We start from the raw sequence: 21541 nt of genomic DNA, 5'->3' as shown, positions 1-21541 counted from the left end.
GTCGACTTTAGTGGGTGCCGGGGTGGCCCGAAGCCCCCGGTGGGGGCTGAGATCCTGTGCGCATGGACCAGGAGCTGCCTCTGCTGATCGTCGACGGCGCCAACGTGGTGGGTTCGGTGCCCGACGGCTGGTGGCGGGACCGTCGCGGCGCCGCCGAGCGGCTGCGCGACCGGCTCGCGGCCGGGGACGGGCCCGAGGGCGGCCCCTTCGACGTGGTGCTCGTCGTGGAGGGCCGGGCCCGGGGCGTGGAGTCCGTGCCCGGCGTACGGGTCGAGGAGGCGCCGGGCAGTGGCGACGACCTCATCGTGGAGCTGGCCCGGAACGCGGCCGGTCGGCCGTGCCTGGTGGTCACGGCCGACCGGGAACTGCGGCGGCGGGTGGGTGAGCACGGGGCCCGGTGCGTGGGCCCGCGCGCGGTGCTCCCCTAGGGGTCGGGGGGCGGGGGTCAGTACAGCGCGTCCTGGCCCTGCTTCCCCAGCCGGCTGTGGCTGCGGCCGTAGAGGAAGTAGACGACGACGCCGATCGCCATCCAGACGGCGAAGCGGAACCAGGTCTCGCCCGGCAGGTTCAGCATCAGCCACACCGACGCGGCGACCGAGATGATCGGGAGCACCGGCACCCACGGGGTACGGAAGGCGCGGTGCAGGTCGGGTCGGGTGCGGCGGAGCACGATCACACCGATGGCGACGACGACGAACGCGAACAGCGTGCCGATGTTCACCAGCGTCGCGAGTTCGTTGATGCTGGTGAAGCCGGCCACGATGGCGATGATCACACCGAGCAGGATGGTCGGCCGGTAGGGCGTCTTGAAGCGCGGGTGGGTGATCGAGAAGAAGCGCGGCAGCAGCCCGTCACGGCTCATCGCGAAGAACACCCGGGTCTGGCCCAGCAGCAGGATCAGACAGACCGTGGTGAGGCCGACCGCGGCGCCGAAGCTGATCACACCGGCGTAGAAGGGGTGCCCCACGGCCTTGAAGGCGTCGGCGAGCGGGGCGCTCACCGAGAGTTCGCTGTAGTGCTGCATGCCGGTCACGACGAGCGCGACGGCGACGTAGAGCACCGTGCAGATGAAGAGCGAGCCCAGGATGCCCCGGGGCATGTCGCGCTGCGGGAGCTTGGTCTCCTCGGCGGCGGTGGCGACCACGTCGAAGCCGATGAAGGCGAAGAACACGACGGAGGCCGCGGTGAAGATGCCCATGACGCCGAAGTTGGTCGGCTCGTAGCCGAAGATCGTCTGGACCAGCGGGGCGTCCCAGGCGGAGCCGCCGCCCTCCGGGGTGACCGCCGGGGGGATGAACGGGTCGTAGTTGTCGCCGACGATGAAGAACAGACCGGCCACGATCACGATCATGACGACGGTGACCTTGATGGCCACGACGAGCGCGGTGATCCGTGCGGACAGCTTCATGCCGAGGACCAGGATCACGGTCAGGACCAGGACCAGCAGGAAGGCGAGGATGTCGAAGGTCCCGCCGGGGGCGTCCGGTCCTTCCAGAGCCGCCGGTAGATGCCAGTCGACGTTGTCCATCAGCGAGCGGACGTAGCCCGACCAGCCGACGGCGACGACGGCGGTGCCGAGCGCGAACTCCAGGACGAGGTCCCAGCCGATGATCCAGGCCGGCAGTTCGCCGATGGAGGCGTACGCGAACGTGTACGCCGATCCGGCGACCGGGACCGTGGAGGCGAACTCGGCGTAGCAGAGCGCCGCGAGCGCGCAGACGATGCCGGCGGCGATGAAGGCGAGGGCGGTGGCCGGGCCGGCGTTCTCCTTGGCCACCTTGCCGGTGAGGACGAAGATGCCGGTGCCGATGATCACACCCACGCCGAAGACCATGAGGTCCCAGGCGGAGAGCGACTTCTTGAGCGCGTGCTCCGGCTCCTCCGTGTCGCGGATCGACTGCTCGACCGTCTTCGTCCGGAACATTCCGGAACTCGCCTGTGGCGGTTGCTGGTCCGTACTCACCGTCGTACCTCCGTGCCATCGGTCCCAGGACCCCATGATCGAGACACGAAAGGGGTGGCGCCTGTCGAGGATGCGGGTTTCACACGAATGGGCCGGTCGGTCACCCCGTGGGGTGCTCCGACCGGCCCAATGGTGACGCGGTGTGACCGGGGTCAGTCGCGCGCGGGCTCCACGGCCTTGCCGCTGTCCTCGGTGAGCCCGTCCAGTCGCGACACCAGGCCGGTGACCTGACGGGCGATGTCGGGGGCGGTCAGACCGATCTCGGCCATCACCTCGGCGCGCGAGGCGTGGTCGAGGAAGCGCGGCGGGATGCCGAAGTCGCGCAGCGGAACGTCCACACCGGCGTCGCGCAGGGCCTGCGCGACGGCCGAGCCGACACCGCCGACGCGGCTGTTGTCCTCGACGGTGACGACGACGCGGTGCTGCTCGGCGAGCGGCGCGAGCGCCTCGTCGACCGGCTTGACCCAGCGGGGGTCGACGACGGTCGTGGAGATGCCCTGCTTGTCGAGCAGGTCGGCGATGTCCAGGCACATCGGCGCGAGCGCGCCCACGGAGACCAGGAGGACGTCGGGCGTGTCCGTGCCGGGCTCACGGAGCACGTCCATGCCGCCGATGCGGCGCAGGGCCGGTACGGCGGGGCCGACGGCGCCCTTGGAGAAGCGGACGACGGTCGGCGCGTCGGTGACCTCGACGGCCTCGCGCAGCTGGGCGCGGACCTGGTCGGCGTCGCGCGGCGCGGCGAGCCGCAGGCCGGGGACGACCTGGAGGATCGACATGTCCCACATGCCGTTGTGGGAGGCGCCGTCGGTGCCCGTGATGCCGGCCCGGTCCAGGACGAACGTGACGCCGCACTTGTGCAGGGCCACATCCATGAGGACCTGGTCGAAGGCGCGGTTCAGGAAGGTCGCGTAGACCGCGAAGACGGGGTGCAGGCCGCCGGTGGCGAGGCCGGCCGCGGAGACCGCGCCGTGCTGCTCGGCGATGCCGACGTCGTACACCCGCTCGGGGAAGGCCTTGGCGAACTTGTCGAGGCCGACGGGCTGGAGCATGGCCGCGGTGATCGCGACGATGTCCTCGCGCTCCTTGCCGAGCTCGACCATCTCCTGGGCGAAGACGCCGGTCCAGTCGGCGCCGGAGGAGGCGATCGGCAGACCGGTGTCGGGGTGGATCTTGCCGACGGCGTGGAAGCGGTCGGCCTCGTCCTGGAGGGCCGGCTGGTAGCCGCGGCCCTTCTCGGTGAGGCAGTGGACGATCACCGGGCCGCCGAAGCGCTTGGCGCGCGTCAGGGCGGACTCCAGGGCCTCGATGTCGTGGCCGTCGATGGGGCCGACGTACTTCAGGCCGAGGTCCTCGAACATGCCCTGCGGGGCGATGAAGTCCTTCAGGCCCTTCTTGGCGCCGTGCAGGGTCTCGTAGAGCGGCTTCCCGACGACGGGGGTGCGCTCCAGGATGTCCTTGCCGCGGGCCAGGAAGCGCTCGTAGCCGTCGGTGGTGCGGAGCGTGGCCAGGTGGTTGGCGAGGCCGCCGATGGTCGGCGCGTAGGAGCGCTCGTTGTCGTTGACGACGATGACCAGCGGGCGGTCCTTGGCGGCGGCGATGTTGTTCAGCGCCTCCCAGGCCATGCCGCCCGTGAGGGCTCCGTCGCCGATCACGGCGACGACATGGTCGTCCTTCTTCAGGACCTCGTTGGCCTTGGCCAGGCCGTCGGCCCAGCCGAGGACCGTGGAGGCGTGCGAGTTCTCGATGATGTCGTGCTCGGACTCGGCCTGGGCGGGGTAGCCGGAGAGGCCGCCCTTCATCTTGAGCTTCGAGAAGTCCTGGCGGCCGGTGAGGAGCTTGTGCACGTAGCTCTGGTGGCCGGTGTCCCACAGGACCTTGTCCTTGGGCGAGTCGAAGACTCGGTGCAGGGCGATGGTCAGTTCGACCACGCCGAGGTTGGGCCCCAGGTGACCGCCGGTCTTGGAGACGGCGTCCACGAGAAACGTCCTGATCTCTTCGGCCAGCTGGTCCAGCTGTTCCGGGGAGAGCCGGTCCAGATCGCGCGGTCCCCTGATACGGGTCAGCAATGCCACCCGTGCCTCCTTGCCATTGAGCTGGTCGAGCTTGCCGATTTGTCGAGTCTAATGTTCCGTCCCCGACCTTGTGTCGCGGGCGGCGGGGTGCGCGTCACACGTGTGGCCGACACACCGCTGAGCCTACGGGCGGTACACAGGGCCAGACGCAGCAGTGCCCGGCACCGGTTCTCCGGCGCCGGACACTGTGTGCTTGCCGACAGTGGCCGCTACGCGCGACCCGCGGTCTTCTGCGTGCGGCGCGAGACCGAGTCGATCACGACGGCGGCGAGGAGCACCGCGCCGGTGATCATGTACTGGATCTCGTTGGCCATGCCGATCATGTTGAGGCCCTGCTGGATCGACTGGATCACGATCATGCCCAGGAGTGCCGACCAGACCTTGCCGCGGCCGCCGAAGAGGCTGGTGCCGCCGATGACGGCCGCCGCGATGACGAGCATCAGGGTGTTGCCGCTGCCGAGGCTCTTGGTGGCGCCGCCCGAGAGGCTGGCCACGAAGAGACCGCCGAAGGCGGCGAGCATGCCCGAGAGGCCGAAGACGATGATCCGGATCCGGTCCACGTTGATGCCCGCGCGACGCGCGGCCTCGGCGCTGCCGCCGACCGCGAAGACCTTGCGGCCGAACAGCGTGCGGCGGGCGACGAAGTCGGCGATCACCAGGACGGCCAGGAAGAGGACCAGGGCCAGCGGCAGACCGCGGGCGCCCTCGGGCTCGTTCAGGACGTAGGCGACGACGAAGCAGAGGACCGCGACGACGGCGGTGCGCAGCACGATCTCGCTGACCGGCCGGGACGGCAGGGCGGCGGACTTGCGGCGCTTGGCGTCGAGCAGCAGGGAGCCGGCGTAGGCGAGGACCGCCACGAGGGCCAGGCCGTACGCGGCAGCCTTGTCCTCGAAGTAGTACGCCGTCAGGTTCTCCACGATCGAGCCGGAGGGGGCGTTGATCGAGCCCTCCTTGCCCATCAGCCAGATCTGCAGGCCGCTCCAGCCGAGGAAGCCGGCGAGGGTGACCACGAAGGCCGGGACGCCGATCTTGGCGAAGAAGAAGCCGTGCAGCAGGCCGATGAGCAGGCCGGACGCGACGGCGATGACGACGGCGAGCAGGTCGTTCACACCGTTGGTGACCTGGAGCACCGCCCACACGGCGGCGCCGACGCCCGCGACCGAGCCCATCGACAGGTCGATCTCGCCCAGGATGAGGACGAAGACGATGCCGACGGCCATGATGCCGAGGCCGGAGGAGTAGACCGCGATGTTGGCGACGGAGCTCGCGGAGAGGAAGTTGCTGTTCTGGACCTGGAAGACGATCGCGATGACGATCAGGCCGAGGACGACGGGAAGCGAGCCGAGCTCGCCGCCGCGGATCTTGCGGCTGAACTCGGTCCAGTAGCCCTTGAGGCCCTCCTCGCGGACCAGCAGGCGCGGGTCGACGGCGGGGATCGGGGCGGCGGAGGCCTCCGCGGGGGCGGCCTGGGCCGGTACGGCGGCCTCGGGGGCCGTGTCGGCCGTCTCGGGCGTCTCGGGGGTCTTGGCGAGGTCGCTCACTTCGCGTCCTCCTTCGTGGCGGTGGCCGTGGCCGAGGCCGTCCGGGCCTGCCGACGGGTCACGGCGTTGTCCGTGGCACCGGTGATGGCGGCGATGATCGTCTCGTGGCTGGTCTCGGCGACCTTGAAGTCGCCGTTGTTGCGGCCGAGGCGCAGGACCGCGACGCGGTCCGCGACCGCGCGGACGTCGGCCATGTTGTGGCTGATGAGGATGACGCCGTGGCCGCGCTCGCGCAGCCGCTCCACGAGGTCGAGCACCTGTGCGGTCTGCTCGACGCCGAGGGCGGCGGTGGGCTCGTCCAGGATGACGATCTTCGGGTCGCCGATCAGGGCGCGCGCGATGGCCACGACCTGACGCTGGCCGCCGGAGAGGGCGGCGACGGGGATGCGGACCGACGGGATGCGGATGGACAGGGTGTCCAGGAGCTCCTTGGCGCGCTTCTCCATGGCGATCTCGTCGAGGACGGAGCCGGAGCTCAGCTCGCTGCCGAGGAAGAGGTTGGCGACGACGTCGAGGTTGTCGCAGAGCGCCAGGTCCTGGTAGACGGTGGCGACCCCGAGGTTCTGGGCGTCGTGGGGCTTGGTGATCTGGACGGGCTTGCCGTCCCACTCGATGACGCCCTCGTCGATCGGGTGCACACCCGAGATCGTCTTGACGAGAGTCGACTTGCCGGCGCCGTTGTCGCCGACCAGCGCGACGACCTCACCGGCGTGGATCTCCAGTTCTACGTCGGTGAGCACCTGGACGGCGCCGAACCGCTTGGAGACCCCGCGCAACGCCAGCACGGGCGTAGCGGACACGTGAATCATCTCCTTCGCCGCCTGACCGGCGGGGATGGTGGTGCGAAGAGCACTGGGAGGGGCTGTGAGAGAGTCCGGCGCCCCGCCCCCGCTTGCGGGGCGTGGAACGGGGCGGGGGCGCCGGACCGGACCGGGGGCCGGTCGGAGGAGGCCGCGGGGCGGCCCGGGAGGCTCCGAAGGGCCGTACCGGCAGCGGGGGTTACTTGATGCCCGCCGCCTCGCAGGCCGCCTTGTACTCGGCGGTGCAGATGTCGGCCGCCTTGTAGACGCCGTCCTTGATGATCGTGCCGGCGATGTCGCCCTTGGTGACGATCTGGGCGTCGTACAGCTTCGCCGGGATGTCCTTGAACTCACCGGTCAGGCTGGTGACCTTGGTGGGGACGAGGTCGTCGATCTTCTCGCCCTTGAGGAGGCGGACGGCGATCTCGGCGGTGGTCTCGGCCTCCGGCTTGATCTGCTTGTAGATCGTGAAGGACTGCTCGTCCTTCAGGATCCGCTGCAGACCGGCGAGCTCGGCGTCCTGGCCGCCGACCGGGACCTTGATGCCCTGCTTGGAGAGGGCGGTGATGATGCCGCCGGCCATGCCGTCGTTGGCCGAGTAGACGCCCTGGAAGCCGTCCTTGCCCAGCGAGTCGATGGCGGCACCCATCTTCTTGTTGGCCTCGTCCGGGGACCAGTCCGGGATGTCCTGCTCGTAGACGACCTTCTTGACGGCCGTGTCGAGGACGCTGTGGGCGCCCTTCTTGAACAGCGGCGCGTTCGGGTCGGTCGGCGAGCCGTTGATCATGACAACGTTGGCGTCCTTGGCCTTGTCGCCGAGCGCCTTCACGAGGCCCTCGCCCTGGAGGCGGCCGATCTTCTCGTTGTCGTAGGAGACGTAGGCGGAGATCGGGCCCTCGGCCAGCCGGTCGTACGCGACGACCTTGACGCCCTTCTTCTCGGCCTGCTGGACCCAGGACTTGGTGGCCTTGTAGTCGACGGAGTCCAGGATGATGACCTTCACGCCCTGGGTCACCAGCGCGTCGAACTGCTTCTTCTGCGTCTCGGTGTCCTGCGCGGCGTTGTTGTACTTGACCTCGCAGTCCGAGCAGAGAGCCTTGATCTTCGCCTCGATGATCGGGCGGTCGAAGGTCTCGTAGCGCGTGGTCTTGTTCTCCGGGAGCAGCAGACCGATGGTCTTGCTGTCGCCGCCGCTCCCGTTACCCGAGTCGCTGTCGCCCGCCTTGCCACAGGCGGCGACGGAGAGGGCCATGGAAACCGCGGCCGTGCCTATGACGATGCGACGCGTCACTGCGTTCATGTGGGGTTGCCTCCCTGACGAGGCCGCGACTTTGCGGCCGAGGTGGCTGGAAGTCAACTCGGCCGCAGAGACATCGTCAAGAAGTAAATCCTTAACGAGATGGCAACGGTGCCATTCGTTATCTAAGTGAAGGCAGGCGCGGAGGCCTGCGCGGCACCGGGGAGGGCACTCTCAAGCAGGGTCGAATCGCCCATTTCGCTCAGTACGAGAGCCAGCGCGCCGAGGACCTCCGCACGGCCGCCGAGCGCCCCGGGAGCCAGCGACAACTGGCGCGCGGCGCTGGGGATGGAGTACCGCGAGACGGAGTCGCGGATGGGCGCCAGGACCAGCTCACCGGCCTCGGCAAGGTCGCCGCCGAGGACCACCCGGCTGGGGTTGAGCAGGTTGCAGAGGTTCGCGACCCCGCTGCCGATGTGGCGGCCCACGTCGGCGATGACGCGCCGGCAGCCCGGGTCGCCCTCGCGGGCCAGCTGGACGACCCGTTCCATGGTCAGATCGGGGCCGTGGCCGGGCTGCAGCAGCGGCAGGACGTAGCGGGCGGCCGCGAAGGTCTCCAGGCAGCCGCGGTTGCCGCAGCGGCAGACCGGGCCCGACTCGTCGAGCGTGATGTGCCCGATCTCGCCCGCCGTGCCGCCGGGGCCCCGGTAGACCCGCCCGTCGATGACGAGGCCGGCTCCCACGCCGCTGGCGACCTTGATGTACGCCAGGTCCTTCACACCCCGCCCGCTGCCCCACACCAGCTCGCCGAGCGCGCCCAGATTGGCGTCGTTGTCGACGTACACGGGTACGCCGAGACGGCCCGAGAGCTCGTCGGCCGGGTTGATGCCGCTCCAGCCCGGCAGGATGGAGGTGGAGCCGAGCGTGCCGGAGGAGACGTCGATCGGGCCCGGGACGCCCAGCCCGACGCCGACGACCTTGTCACGGCCGATGCCGGTGGCCCCGATGAGCCGCATGACCAGCTGTTCCGCCCGGTCGAAGCCCTCCGCGGAGGAGGCGTCCACGTCCAGCGGCTCGGACTCCTCGGCGAGCACCTGGTGGGCGAGGTTGCCCACGGCGACCCGCAGATGGGTGTGGCCGAAATCGACCCCGATGACGATGCCCGCGTCGCCGGAGAGCGAGACGCTGCGCGCCCGCCTGCCGCCCGCCGATGTGGGCGTGACCTCGACGGTTCCGCCGTCCTTCAGTTCTCGCACGATGTTGGAGACCGTGGCGGCGGACAGGCCCGTCGCCCGGGCGATCTCCGCCTGGGTGAGCGAGCCCGCCATGCGTACCGCACGGACCACCCGCTCGAGATTGGCCCTGTGCAGAGATGTCTGCGACCCCGGAGTCTCCATCGACTCATCCACTCCCGCCTGCGATGGACGGTGTGATCACCGCCCCGGCCGGGGCCGCGCCTGTGAGACCCCAGCTTGTTCTCCAACTTGTGAACTCTAAGCTGAGCCTTTGGGGTTGTCTCCCGTCAAGACCTTGAGCAAGTGGAGGCTCGGATGAGCCCCGCCGCGGCCTTCCTTCCATGATGCCGCACGGCACCTGGCCGCAGCGGCGAACACGCAGGTCAGAGCAGGTCAGGGCGGGTACGAGGAGGTACGCGCGGGTACGGCGAAGGGCGGCCCCCGCAGGGGAGCCGCCCTTCGCGCGTATATGGATCGGTTACTTCACGGCGCCGGCCGTCAGACCGGCGACCACCTGGCGCTGGAAGATGATGTACGCGGCGAGGACCGGGAGCATCGCCATCACCAGGCCGGCGAAGAGTCCGGACCAGTCGCCCTTGTAGCCCTGGCTCACCGCGAGCTGCACCAGGCCCTGGGAGAGCACCTTCTTGTCCTGCTCGGTGTTGAGCACGGTGGGCAGGAGGTACTGGTTCCACTGTCCCAGGAAGTTGAAGATGCCCACGCTGATGAGACCGGGCTTGGCCATCGGCAGCATCACCTGGAAGAAGGTCCGGGTGTGCGAGGCGCCGTCCATGAAGGCCGCTTCCGCCACCGAGGTCGGCAGGGTGCGGAAGAAGGCCGTGAGGAAGAAGACCGTGAACGGCAGCGAGTACGCGATGTAGACCAGGATCAGGCCGTGCAGCGTGTTCAGCAGGGCCATGTTCTGCAGCACGTAGAAGAGCGGCACCAGCGCCAGGATGATCGGGAAGCTCATCCCGCCGATGAACAGGAAGTAGATGAAGCGGTTGCCCGGGAACTCGAAGCGGGCCAGGACGTAGGCCGCCATCGAGCCGAAGAGCAGCGTGCCGATGAGCGAGCCGCCGACCACCAGGATGGTGTTCAGGAAGTAGTCGCTCATGTGCGCCTCGGTCCAGGCGCGCGACCAGTTCTCGAAGTGCAGCTTGTCGGGCAGCGCCCAGGGCGAGGTGAAGATCGCCCGGTCGGTCTTGAAGGAGGTCATGACCGCCCACAGCAGCGGCATGACCACCATGATCGCCCAGATGATCAGGATGCCGTGCGAGAAGACGTTGAGGGTGCTGCCCTCACTCTTCGGCTCCCGCCGGGGGACGGCGGGCGCGCTCGTCTTCGTGACGCCGGACTCGGGCGGCTCGGGCAGCGCCGCGCCCGCGGGAGGGGTGTCGATGGCTTTCACCGGAGGTCACCTCGTGCTGTCGTGCCGGCCACCGCGACCGAGCTGCTTTCCTGCTGGGGATCCGGGGCGTGGCCGCCGGGAAGACACAGCATCAGTACTCCAGCCGCTCGCGCCGGCCGAACCGCATGACGACCGCCGCGAAGAGCAGCGTGACGACGAGCAGCGCGACACCGATCGTGGTCGCGTAGGCGGCCTGACCGTCGCGGAAGGCCTTCTGGTACACGTACAGCGGCATCACGATGGTGGAGTAGTCCGGCCCGCCGCCGTTGGGGCCCACCGTCATGATCTGCACGACGGCGAAGGACTCGGCGCCGAGCGCCAGGATGCCCATGTAGATCCAGCCGGACTGCACGGTGTCCCAGAGCAGCGGCAGGGTGATCTTGAAGAAGGTGGTGAAGCGGTTCGCGCCGTCGAGCAGCGCCGCCTCGTAGAAGTCCTTGGGGATCGAGGCCATACCCGCCGAGAAGAGGACCACGAAGAAACCGACCGTGGACCAGACGAGGACGACCATCACACAGATGAGGGCCAGGTTCGGGTCGCCCAGCCAGTCGGGCTGGATGCTGCCGAGTCCGACTCCCTTGAGAACCGAGTTGATGGCTCCGCTGTTCGGGTTGTAGGCGAACTGGAAGAGCAGCGCCACGATCGCGATGGACAGCACCTGCGGGAAGAAGTACACGATCTTGTAGAACGACGAGCCGCGGACGCCGGCGACGGCCGCGCCCCGGCGGCGCCGACCGCCGACATTGAGCATGAACGCGAAGAACAGCGCGAGGCCGACGGTGACCAGCGGCAGCACGACCGCGAAGGTCAGGCTGTGCTGGAGGGATTTCCAGAACACCTCGTCGTCGAGCATGCGGCTGTAGTTGTCGAACCCGACCATCCGGAATTCGGGGCTGAGTCCGCTCCAGTCCGTGAACGAGTAGTAGATGGACTGGATGAAGGGCCAGATGACGAACAGCGCGTACATGGCCAGGGGGATCGCCAGGAACCCCACGATGAAACGGTATTTGCCGTGTTGCATTCCTACCGACCCCGATCTTCCCGCGGAGTAGCCGCTGGTGCCGTGCGCGGCGCGTGTGCCGTACGCAAGGAGCCGGGGCCCGCTCCCGGTCGGCGGGAAGGGGCCCCGGCACAGCTCACTGGTGCTTGTAGTGCTTGATGGAGGAGTCCTTGGCCGCCTCGTCGGCGAACTTCTGGATCTTCTTGATCGTCTCGGCCGGGGTCGCCCGGCCGGCCATCATCTCGCCGATGCCGGCGACACCGATCTTCTCCTTCTGCAGCGCCACGTACCAGTCCTGCAGACGCGGGTTGACGACGTTCTGACCGGCCTTGTCGAGGGCCGCGACACCGGACTTCAGACCCGGCGTCAGCTCGATGCCGTCGGTGCCGCCGTTGAAGGCGGTCAGGGACTTCACGGACTTGGTGAAGTTCTTCGAGGAGGCCTCGCTGAGCATGATGCGCAGCTGCTCCATGCCGCCCTCGACGTTCTTCGCCTTCGCCGGGACGATGAACGGCTCACCGCCGGAGGCCCAGATGGTGCCGAAGGGCATCTTGTCGGAGGAATCGATACCGGTCGGGGCGGAGACGGCCAGGTTGAAGTCGGCCGGCATGGTCTTCGCCGCCTCGTTCTCCACCCAGGAGCCGTTCGGGATGAAGAGCGCCTTGCCCTCGGTCCAGGCGGTCTGCGACTGGATGTGGTCGAGGCCGGGGGTGCCCTGGAGGATGTAGCCCTTGCGCTGGAGCTCGTAGTACGCCTCGAAACAGGCCTTGACCGCGGGGTGCTCCCAGGCCTTCGGCTCCAGGTTGTCGATCGCGTCGAGGACCTCGCGGCCGCCGACCTTGGCGATCATCGGGTAGAGCGAGAAGGGGACGTAGTACGGGTGCTTGCCGGCGTACGTCCAGCCGGCGATGCCCTTCTTCTTGGCCTTCTCGCAGACGGCCAGCATCTCGTCCCAGGTCTCCGGGTACTTCGCGTCGAGCGAGTCCAGGAGCTTCTGGGAGTACCAGACGCCGTAGACCGTGTAGGCGTAGTAGAGGATCCAGACCGGGGCGCCGTCGAACTGGCCCATCTCCACGATGCCCGGGCGCAGCGTGTCGCGGACCTTCTTGTTCGGGTCGTCGATCGAGGCCGCGTCGAGCAGCGCGGTCAGGTCGGCGAGCTGCTTCTGGCCGACGAGGACGCCCATGTCCATCTGCTCGGCGCCGGAGTTGTCGATGAGGTCCGGCGGGTTGCCGCCGTTGAACCGCGGCTGCAGCTCGGTGGTGATCTTCTGGGTGGCGGTGAACTTGACCTTGGCCTGCGGGTAGGTGGTCTCGTAGACCTTCACCGCGTCCTTGGCGTACTGCTGGCCGAAGCCGCCGTCGAAGAGGACGAAGTCGAGGGGGGCCGAGCCGTTGACGCCGAGGGGGTTCTTCTCGGACTTGGTGCCCTTCTCGACCTTGTCGCCGCCGTCGGAGGTGCCGCCGCTGGCGCAGGCGGAGAGGAAGCTCATCGTCGGCACCGAGATCAGACCGAGAGCGGCGGAGCGCTTGATCAGACTGCGGCGGCCGAGGCCCTCGCCGGCGGGCGCGGAAGAGCTGTTCGCGGTGGTGCCGTTCGCGGAGGTGTCGTGCGCGGAGGTGGATCCCATGCTCAAGTCCTCGCCTTCATTCAGGACTCAGGCGGTGTACCGGTCGCCCGTTATCTGCTCGCCACAGGCGAAGGGCCCCGCCACCGCATTCGTGTGCAGCTTGGGTCGTACACGTACTGGCGTCGTGCCGTCGGGTGTGTGGCACGACGGCCCGGACGCCGACAGGTATAGTCCACTTCCCTTCTCCTGAGCAAGATCGAAAGCCGGTTTGCACGGCAGTCTTTCCCGAGTTGAGACCTCGCGGATTATGACGGCGCATTAGTGCCGTTTCCTCCCCCGACTTGCTGTCAACACCCTTGACACCCTCTACGACTTGACCCCCTACTGGAGCCTGCGCCATTCGGCTGACAACGTTGTCCAAATCCACTGGCAGGAGCGGCGACACTCCATGGATCCCAGCATTCGCACCCGATCACGGACCCGGAACCCCCGCCTCGGAGCCGTCGCGCTGCTCGCGTCGACGGCTCTGGCACTGACCTCGACACCCTCGGTGGCCCAGGCGCTTCCCGGCCAACCGGACAGACCGTCCCGGGAGTTCACCACCTCCTTCGAACCGGACGAAACCCAGCCCACCTGGCGCAACTCGGTGGACATCGCGGCGGACGGCACCCACCGGGCGTCGGGGGTCGACGGTGGATTCGCCAGTGGAATACCGGGCAATGTCACCGACAAGGTCGTGGCGCTGCGGGCCAGCGGCGAGCACGCGGGAGCGGGAGAGACCAAGGAGAACCTGGTCGATCTCCAGCCGTCCACGAAATGGCTGGTGTTTCGAGCCCACCGCCTGGCTGGAGTTCGACCTGGACGAGCCGGTCAAGGTGGTCACGTACGCGCTGACCTCGGCGAACGACGCGGCCGAGCGCGACCCGAAGGACTGGACGCTCAAGGGCTCGGCGGACGGCAAGGAGTGGACGGTCCTCGACAGCCGGACGGACCAGAGCTTCGCCAAGCGCTTCGAGACCCGGACGTTCGACTTCGCGGGCGACACCGCCTACCGCCACTACCGGCTGGAGATCACGAAGAACTCGGGCGCGAATCTCACCCAACTGGCCGACGTTCAGTTCTCGAACGGGGACACCTCGGCCCCCGTGCCCCCGGAGATGCGCAGCCATGTCGACCGCGGCCCCGGCGGCTCGCCGACCGCGAAGGCGAACGCGGGCTTCACCGGGACGCGGGCGCTGCGCTACGCCGGTACGCACAAGCCGGCCGGCCGGGCGTACTCGTACAACCGGATCTTCGACGTGGACACCCGCGTCGAGCGGGACACCGAGCTGTCGTACCGGATCTTCCCGTCCATGCCCGAGACGGACCTCAACTACCCGGCCACGAACGTGTCGGTCGACCTGGCGTTCACCGACGGCACCCTGCTGAGCGAGCTGCGGGCCACCGACTCCCACGGCGGCCCGCTCTCCCCGCAGGGACAGGGCGCGGCGAAGCGGCTCTACGTCAACCAGTGGAACCAGGTGTCCGCCCGGATCGGCTCGGTCGCGGCCGGGAAGACCGTGGACCGGATCCTGGTCGCGTACGACTCCCCCAAGGGCCCGGCGAAGTTCCAGGGCTGGATCGACGACATCGCGCTGAAGCCCAAGGCGCCCGAGAAGCGGCTCGCCCGGCTCTCCGACTACGCCTCGACCACCCGGGGCACGAACTCCAGCGGTTCGTTCTCGCGCGGCAACACCTTCCCGGCCACCGCGGTCCCGCACGGCTTCAACTTCTGGACGCCGGTGACCAACGCGGCCTCGCAGAGCTGGCTGTACGAGTACGCGCGCGGCAACAACGCGGACAACCTGCCGACCGTGCAGGCCTTCGCCGCGAGCCACGAGCCGAGCCCCTGGATGGGTGACCGGCAGACCTTCCAGCTGATGCCCTCGGCGGCGGCCGGCGCTCCGGTGACCGACCGGACGGCGCGGGCGCTCGCCTTCCGCCACGAGAAGGAGACGGCGCGCCCGCACCACTACGGCGTCACCTTCGAGAACGGCCTGAAGGCCGAGATGACCCCGACGGACCACGCGGCGATGATGCGCTTCACCTACCCCGGTGAGGACGCGAGCGTGATCTTCGACAACGTGACCGACCAGGGCGGTCTGACGCTCGACCCGGCGACGCGCTCCTTCACCGGCTACTCCGACGTGAAGAGCGGCCTGTCGACCGGCGCGACGCGGATGTTCGTGTACGGCGTCTTCGACGCACCGGTCACCGACTCCGCCGCGCAGGGCGTGAAGGGCCACTTCCGCTTCGACGCGGGCGCGGACCGCACGGTGACCCTCCGGCTCGCGACCTCGCTGCTCTCGGTCGACCAGGCCAGGGCGAACCTCGCGGACGAGCTGCCGGAGGGCAGCCGCTTCGAGACGGTGAAGGACCGGGCGCAGGACGCCTGGGACCGGATCCTCGGCCGGGTGGAGGTGGAGGGCGCGAACCACGACCAGCTGACGACCCTCTACTCCTCGCTCTACCGCCTCTACCTCTACCCGAACTCGGGCTTCGAGAAGGTGGGGTCGACGTACAAGTACGCGAGCCCGTTCTCCCCGATGACGGGCGAGGACACCCCCACCCATACCGGGGCGAAGGTGGTGGACGGCAAGGTCTACGTCAACAACGGCTTCTGGGACACGTACCGCACGACCTGGCCGGCGTACTCCTTCCTCACCCCGACGAAGGCGGGCGAGCTGGTCGACGGCTTCGTGCAGCAGTACAAGGACGGCGGCTGGATCTCCCGCTGGTCCTCCCCCGGCTACGCGGATCTGATGACCGGCACGTCCTCGGACGTGGCGTTCGCCGACGCGTACGTCAAGGGCGTGGACTTCGACGCCGAGGCGGCGTACGAGGCGGCGCTGAAGAACGCCACGGTCGTGCCGCCGAGCCGGGGCGTGGGCCGGAAGGGCATGGACACCTCGCCCTTCCTCGGCTACGCGTCGACCGAGACCCACGAGGGCCTCTCGTGGTCCCTGGAGGGGTACCTCAACGACTACGGCATCGCGAAGATGGCGCAGGCGCTGCACAAGAAGACGGGGAAGAAGCGGTACCAGGAGGAGGCGTCGTACTTCCTGTCCCGCGCGCAGAGCTACGTCTCGCTCTTCGACGCGGAGGCCGGCTTCTTCCAGGGCCGTGACCTGAAGGGCGAGTGGCGGGTTCCGTCGGCGAGCTACGACCCGCGGATCTGGGGCCACGACTACACGGAGACGAACGGCTGGGGCTACGCGTTCACGGCGCCGCAGGACTCGCGGGGCCTGGCGGCGCTGTACGGCGGCCGGAAGGGCCTGGGCGACAAGCTGGACACGTACTTCTCCACTCCGGAGACGGCGAGCCCGGAGTTCGTCGGCTCGTACGGCAGCGTCATCCACGAGATGACGGAGGCCAGGGACGTCCGGATGGGCATGTACGGCCACTCCAACCAGGTCGCGCACCACGTTCCGTACATGTACGACGCGGCGGGCCAGCCGTGGAAGACACAGGAGAAGGTCCGCGAGGTCCTCTCCCGCCTGTACACCGGCAGCGAGATCGGGCAGGGCTACCACGGCGACGAGGACAACGGCGAGCAGTCGGCCTGGTACCTCTTCTCCGCGCTCGGCTTCTACCCGCTGGTGATGGGCAGCGGGGAGTACGCGATCGGCTCGCCGCTCTTCACGAAGGCGACGGTGCGGATGGACAACGGCCGCACGCTGGTGGTCGAGGCGCCCCGGAACAGCGCGAAGAACATCTACGTCCAGGGTGTGCGGGTGAACGGCAAGCAGTGGACCTCCACGGCGCTCCCGCACGACGTGCTGGCCAGGGGCGGCAAGCTCAGCTTCGACATGGGCCCGCGGCCGTCGGCATGGGGCACGGGCAAGCACGCGGGTCCGGTCTCGATCACCCCGGACGGCGCGAGCCCGTCGCCGCGCACGGACGCGACGACGGGGACGGGTCCGCTGGTGGACAACACGTCGGGGACGGCGGCGACGGTGACGGCGCCGGTGGACTTCCCGATGGCGACGGGGACGCGGGCGGTGCAGTACACGCTGACGTCGGCGACGGCGGGCTCGGCGCCGTCGGGTTGGGTGCTGCAGGGTTCGACGGACGGGAAGAAGTGGACGGACTTGGACAGAAGGTCGGGTGAGTCCTTCACCTGGGACCGTCAAACCAGGGCGTTCACGGTCAAATCACCTTCGGCATTCACGACATACCGTCTAATTCTGGACGGCGAGGCGCAATTGGCGGAAGTCGAGCTGCTGCGCTGATTCGACCTAACATGACCGTCTATCCGAAACAGTTCTGTCACAAACAAATTGCCCTGTGAAGATCCTGTGCGAGGATCTTTGGGCATGAGTGGTCCGCCGCGTCCCTCGAGAGGGGCGCGGCGGATCCGTTTCGACAAAAAAGGGGAGCACTACGTGGCCAATTCTTCTGGCCTGAACACCACGGGCATCCTGTCCCGTGTCACGGTCGCGGCGATAACCGCGGCCCTGGTCGCCACGACCACGAGCGCGGTCGCGGCGGAGGCCCCGACGCCCCGCTCTGCGGACTCCGCGCAGTCCGCGCCGGCCGCCGGCGCCTTCAATTCCCCGGCCGCTGCGGCCGACGCCCCGGTCAACGCCCTGTACGGCGTCGACAGCACGGGCTTCATGTACGGCTACGTCCCGAACGGCACGGGCGGCCTCGACAGCCGCATGTTCACGGGCTCGGGCTGGGAGTACACCAAGCAGCTCACCCAGGTCGACCACGACGCCGACGGCAGCTCCGACGGCATCTGGGCGGTCACCAACGGCACGCTGGACTACCTCGCCTGGGGCGAGGACCCGGTGCGCATCGGCAGTGGCTGGGGCATCTACAACAAGGTGATCTCCACCGGCAACCTGGGCGGCGCCGCCGCGGACGACCTGCTCGCCCGTGACAACGCCGGCAAGCTGTACATCTACCTCGGCTACGGCAACGGCAAGGTCACCAGCCGTACCCTGGTCGGCGCGGGCTGGGGCGCGTACACCCAGATCGCCGGCAACGGCGACCTGAACAACGACGGCAAGGCCGACATCGTCGCGCGCGACGGCTCGGGCGTGCTGTGGCTGTACAAGGGCACGGGCAACTACAAGGCCCCGTTCGCCGCCCGCACCAAGATCGGTGCCGGCTGGAACATGTTCAACAACCTCGTCTCGGTCGGTGACATCGACCTGGACGGCATCACGGACCTGATCGCCCGCGACACGTCCGGCAAGCTGTACCGCTACTCGGGCACCGGCATCGCCTCCGCCCCGTTCAAGCCGAAGGCCGTCATCGGCACGGGCGGCTGGAACACGTACCGCCTGATGTTCTGATCGACGCCCCTGGCGCCTGAAGAACAGACGAACGGGCCCCGCTCCTCCTTCGAGGAGCGGGGCCCGTTGCGTGTGCGTGGAGCCCGGAACCAGTTCTCGCCGACCCGGAAGGCGGTCAGCGACGGTGGGCGCGGTCCAGCGCCTCACGCATGACCGTGACCTGCTGTCGCACCCGGCCGTTGGTACGCGGACGCCCCGAGGTGTAGCCGGCCAGAACCAGAATCGGCAGGTCCTTGCCGTCCGTCTTCTTGACCACGGGCATCTCCGCCTCCAGGAGACCGCTCCCGCCCAGCGGTTCGACGAGGACCGACTGGACCTCGCCCCAGGACAGGCGAGTCCACTTGAAAATGCCCCGGTAGTGAATCCCCCGCTCGTCGACCCGAGCCCCTGCGAAGGGAGCCGTCACCGACACCCATCCCCCAAGGCCCAGGCTCAGGACCACGGTGAACTCGTTCCCTCTGAACTCGCCCACCGCCAGGACCGACACCCCAATGGACAGGGCCATCAAACCCAGTACGAAAGAGACCCAGTTCCAGTTTCCGACGAGCATCGTTCAACCTTTCAGGAATTCCCGATGCGGACGGGCCCCGCTCCTCCTTCGAGGAGCGGGGCCCGTTGCGTTGTGTCAGGCGATGCGTCAGCCGCGGATCAGGTTGCGGAGGACGTACTGCATGATGCCGCCGTTGCGGTAGTAGTCCGCCTCGCCGGGGGTGTCGATGCGGACGACCGCGTCGAACTCGACGCCCGTGTCCGTGGTGACCTTGACCGTGCTCGGGGTCGTGCCGTCGTTCAGCTCCGTGATGCCCGCGATGGAGAAGGTCTCCTCGCCGGTCAGGCCGAGCGAGTCGGCCGACTGGCCCGCCGGGAACTGGAGCGGGAGGACGCCCATGCCGATGAGGTTCGAGCGGTGGATGCGCTCGTACGACTCGGTGATGACGGCCTTGACGCCGAGGAGGGCCGTGCCCTTGGCCGCCCAGTCGCGGGACGAGCCGGAGCCGTACTCCTTGCCGCCCAGGATGACCAGCGGGATGCCCTGGTCGATGTAGTTGCGCGAGGCGTCGTAGATGAACGAGACCGGGGCGTCGGCCTGCGTGAAGTCGCGGGTGTAGCCGCCCTCCGTGCCCGGCGCGATCTGGTTGCGCAGGCGGATGTTGGCGAACGTGCCGCGGATCATGACCTCGTGGTTGCCTCGGCGGGAACCGTACGAGTTGAAGTCACGGCGCTCGACGCCGTGCTCCGTCAGGTACTTGCCCGCCGGGGTGTCGGCCTTGATGGCGCCGGCCGGGGAGATGTGGTCGGTGGTGACCGAGTCGCCCAGCTTGGCGAGGACGCGCGCGCCGACGATGTCGGTGACCGGGGTGGTCTCCATCGTCATGCCCTCGAAGTACGGGGGCTTGCGGACGTAGGTGGACTCGGCGTCCCACTCGAAGGTGTTGCCGGTCGGGATCGAGAGCGCCTGCCACTGGGCGTCGCCCGCGAAGACGTCCTGGTAGGACTTGCTGAACATGTCCTCGCCGATGGCGTTGGCGACGACGTCGTTCACCTCGGCCTCGGAGGGCCAGATGTCCTTGAGGAAGACCGGGTTGCCCTCGGTGTCGATGCCGAGCGCGTCCTTGGTGATGTCGACCTTCATCGAGCCGGCGAGCGCGTACGCGACGACCAGCGGCGGGGAGGCCAGGTAGTTCATCTTGACGTCGGGGTTGATACGGCCCTCGAAGTTCCGGTTGCCGGAGAGGACCGAGGTGACCGCGAGGTCGTGCTCGTTGACGGCCTTGGAGACCTCCTCCGGCAGCGGGCCGGAGTTGCCGATGCAGGTGGTGCAGCCGTAGCCGACGAGGTTGAAGCCGACCTTGTCGAGGTACGGGGTCAGGCCCGCCTTGTCGAAGTAGTCGGTGACGACCTTCGAGCCCGGGGCGAGGGTGGTCTTGACCCACGGCTTGCGGGTCAGGCCCTTCTCGACGGCCTTCTTCGCGACGAGCGCGGCGGCGACCATCACGTACGGGTTCGAGGTGTTGGTGCAGGAGGTGATCGCGGCGACGGTCACGGCGCCGTGGTCGATCGTGTAGGTCGTGCCGTCGGGGGCGGTCACCTCGACCGGGTTCGACGGGACGCCGTTGCTGACGGCCGGGGCGTCGGAGGCCGGGAAGGACTCCTCGCCCGCCTCGTCGGCGGTGGCGACGTAGTTGCGCACGTCCTGGGCGAACTGCTGGGCGGCGTTCGCGAGGACGATGCGGTCCTGCGGGCGCTTCGGGCCGGCGATGGAGGGGACGACCGTGGAGAGGTCGAGCTCCAGCTTCTCGGAGAAGTCCGGCTCGGCGGCCGGGTCCAGCCAGAGGCCCTGCTCCTTGGCGTACGCCTCGACCAGCGCGACCTGCTGCTCGGAACGGCCGGTCAGCTTCAGGTAGTTCAGGGTCTCGCCGTCGATCGGGAAGATCGCGGCGGTGGAGCCGAACTCCGGCGACATGTTGCCGATGGTGGCGCGGTTGGCGAGGGAGGTGGCGGCGACGCCCTCACCGTAGAACTCGACGAACTTGCCGACGACGCCGTGCTTGCGCAGCATCTCGGTGATCGTGAGGACGAGGTCCGTGGCGGTGGTGCCGGTCGGCAGCTCGCCGGTCAGCTTGAAGCCGACGACGCGCGGGATCAGCATGGAGACCGGCTGGCCGAGCATGGCGGCCTCGGCCTCGATGCCGCCGACGCCCCAGCCGAGCACGCCCAGGCCGTTGACCATGGTGGTGTGCGAGTCGGTGCCGACGAGCGTGTCGGGGTACGCCTGGCCGTTACGGACCATGACCGTACGGGCCAGGTGCTCGATGTTCACCTGGTGGACGATGCCGGTGCCCGGCGGGACGACCTTGAAGTCGTCGAAGGCGGTCTGGCCCCAGCGGAGGAACTGGTAGCGCTCGCGGTTGCGGCCGTACTCCAGCTCGACGTTCTGGGCGAACGCGTCGTTGGTGCCGAACTTGTCGGCGATGACGGAGTGGTCGATGACCATCTCGGCCGGCGACAGCGGGTTGATCTTCGCCGGGTCGCCGCCGAGCGCGGCGACGGCCTCACGCATGGTGGCGAGGTCGACGACACAGGGCACACCGGTGAAGTCCTGCATGATCACGCGGGCCGGCGTGAACTGGATCTCCTGGCTCGGCTGAGCCTGCGAGTCCCAGTTGCCCAGGGCACGGATGTGGTCGGCGGTGATGTTCGCGCCGTCCTCGGTGCGGAGGAGGTTCTCCAGAAGCACCTTCAGGCTGTAGGGAAGGCGCACAGAGCCCTCTACCTTGTCCAGCTTGAAGATCTCGTACGACTCGTCGCCCACGCGCAGCGTGCTGCGGGCGTCGAAGCTGTTCGCCGACACGACAGTCTCCTTCAT

General features: G+C 68.6%; 13 protein-coding genes and 1 pseudogene. 3 read left to right on the top strand and 11 right to left on the bottom strand.

Annotated features, from left to right (window positions below; genetic code table 11):
• The first annotated feature begins 62 nt into the window (after positions 1 to 62).
• A complete protein-coding gene (locus AB0E14_RS24205) occupies positions 63 to 428 on the top strand; it encodes an NTP pyrophosphohydrolase (RefSeq protein WP_362421730.1) in 366 nt (121 codons plus the stop codon).
• A gap of 17 nt (positions 429 to 445) precedes the next feature.
• On the opposite strand, the gene AB0E14_RS24200 is transcribed toward AB0E14_RS24205, so the two are convergent.
• From AB0E14_RS24200 to ngcE, 9 genes are all read right to left on the bottom strand, one after another.
• Complete coding sequence (locus AB0E14_RS24200) at positions 446 to 1963, bottom strand: amino acid permease (protein ID WP_362421728.1); 1518 nt, start codon at positions 1961 to 1963, stop codon at positions 446 to 448.
• Between the two features lie 152 nt (positions 1964 to 2115).
• Positions 2116 to 4035, bottom strand: coding sequence for a 1-deoxy-D-xylulose-5-phosphate synthase (dxs, locus tag AB0E14_RS24195; RefSeq protein WP_362421725.1), 1920 nt, complete (start codon positions 4033 to 4035; stop codon positions 2116 to 2118).
• 209 nt (positions 4036 to 4244) lie between these two features.
• On the bottom strand, positions 4245 to 5579 hold the full coding sequence (locus AB0E14_RS24190; protein ID WP_362421723.1) for a sugar ABC transporter permease: 1335 nt from the start codon (positions 5577 to 5579) through the stop codon (positions 4245 to 4247).
• The gene (locus AB0E14_RS24185; protein WP_362421720.1) at positions 5576 to 6388 is read right to left on the bottom strand and encodes an ATP-binding cassette domain-containing protein; all 813 of its coding nucleotides are present in this window, start codon (positions 6386 to 6388) and stop codon (positions 5576 to 5578) included. Before AB0E14_RS24185 ends, AB0E14_RS24190 begins: the two co-directional genes overlap by 4 nt.
• 190 nt (positions 6389 to 6578) lie before the next feature.
• Positions 6579 to 7679 (bottom strand): substrate-binding domain-containing protein, encoded by a 1101-nt coding sequence (locus AB0E14_RS24180; protein ID WP_362421717.1) that lies wholly within the window; start codon positions 7677 to 7679, stop codon positions 6579 to 6581.
• Positions 7680 to 7801: 122 nt separating this feature from the next.
• Complete coding sequence (locus AB0E14_RS24175) at positions 7802 to 9013, bottom strand: ROK family transcriptional regulator (protein WP_362421714.1); 1212 nt, start codon at positions 9011 to 9013, stop codon at positions 7802 to 7804.
• 316 nt (positions 9014 to 9329) lie between these two features.
• On the bottom strand, positions 9330 to 10262 hold the full coding sequence (locus AB0E14_RS24170; RefSeq protein ID WP_362421711.1) for a carbohydrate ABC transporter permease: 933 nt from the start codon (positions 10260 to 10262) through the stop codon (positions 9330 to 9332).
• A 91-nt stretch (positions 10263 to 10353) separates the two neighbouring features.
• Positions 10354 to 11283: a sugar ABC transporter permease gene (locus tag AB0E14_RS24165; protein WP_362421708.1), complete on the bottom strand. Its 930-nt coding sequence runs from the start codon at positions 11281 to 11283 to the stop codon at positions 10354 to 10356.
• 115 nt (positions 11284 to 11398) lie between these two features.
• Positions 11399 to 12892 carry an N-acetylglucosamine/diacetylchitobiose ABC transporter substrate-binding protein gene (gene ngcE / locus AB0E14_RS24160; RefSeq protein ID WP_362421705.1) on the bottom strand — a complete coding sequence of 498 codons (1494 nt, stop codon included), beginning with the start codon at positions 12890 to 12892 and terminating at the stop codon, positions 11399 to 11401.
• 388 nt (positions 12893 to 13280) lie between these two features.
• Here ngcE and AB0E14_RS24155 point away from each other — a divergent pair.
• Both AB0E14_RS24155 and AB0E14_RS24150 read left to right on the top strand, forming a co-directional pair.
• A pseudogene (locus AB0E14_RS24155) lies at positions 13281 to 17103 on the top strand (GH92 family glycosyl hydrolase).
• A 153-nt stretch (positions 17104 to 17256) separates the two neighbouring features.
• Positions 17257 to 18174: a VCBS repeat-containing protein gene (locus AB0E14_RS24150; RefSeq protein ID WP_362421703.1), complete on the top strand. Its 918-nt coding sequence runs from the start codon at positions 17257 to 17259 to the stop codon at positions 18172 to 18174.
• Positions 18175 to 18289: 115 nt separating this feature from the next.
• Here the strand turns inward: AB0E14_RS24150 and AB0E14_RS24145 are convergent, their stop codons facing one another.
• Positions 18290 to 18724 (bottom strand): hypothetical protein, encoded by a 435-nt coding sequence (locus AB0E14_RS24145; RefSeq protein WP_362421699.1) that lies wholly within the window; start codon positions 18722 to 18724, stop codon positions 18290 to 18292.
• An 87-nt stretch (positions 18725 to 18811) separates the two neighbouring features.
• Positions 18812 to 21526 (bottom strand): aconitate hydratase AcnA, encoded by a 2715-nt coding sequence (acnA, locus tag AB0E14_RS24140; protein ID WP_362421696.1) that lies wholly within the window; start codon positions 21524 to 21526, stop codon positions 18812 to 18814.
• Between the last annotated feature and the right edge of the window lie 15 nt (positions 21527 to 21541).

Origin of the sequence: Streptomyces sp. NPDC047981 (genome assembly GCF_040653315.1) — a bacterium.
GTDB lineage: Bacteria > Actinomycetota > Actinomycetes > Streptomycetales > Streptomycetaceae > Streptomyces.
This window is presented reverse-complemented; position numbering and strand designations above follow the sequence as displayed.

Coding starts and splice junctions, on each gene's coding strand:
- AB0E14_RS24205 (WP_362421730.1), top strand. CDS start 63: ATGGACCAGGAGCTGCCTCTGCTGATCGTCGACGGCGCCAACGTGGTG.
- AB0E14_RS24185 (WP_362421720.1), bottom strand. CDS start 6,388: ATGATTCACGTGTCCGCTACGCCCGTGCTGGCGTTGCGCGGGGTCTCC.
- AB0E14_RS24180 (WP_362421717.1), bottom strand. CDS start 7,679: ATGAACGCAGTGACGCGTCGCATCGTCATAGGCACGGCCGCGGTTTCC.
- AB0E14_RS24175 (WP_362421714.1), bottom strand. CDS start 9,013: ATGGAGACTCCGGGGTCGCAGACATCTCTGCACAGGGCCAATCTCGAG.
- AB0E14_RS24165 (WP_362421708.1), bottom strand. CDS start 11,283: ATGCAACACGGCAAATACCGTTTCATCGTGGGGTTCCTGGCGATCCCC.
- ngcE (WP_362421705.1), bottom strand. CDS start 12,892: ATGGGATCCACCTCCGCGCACGACACCTCCGCGAACGGCACCACCGCG.
- AB0E14_RS24145 (WP_362421699.1), bottom strand. CDS start 18,724: ATGCTCGTCGGAAACTGGAACTGGGTCTCTTTCGTACTGGGTTTGATG.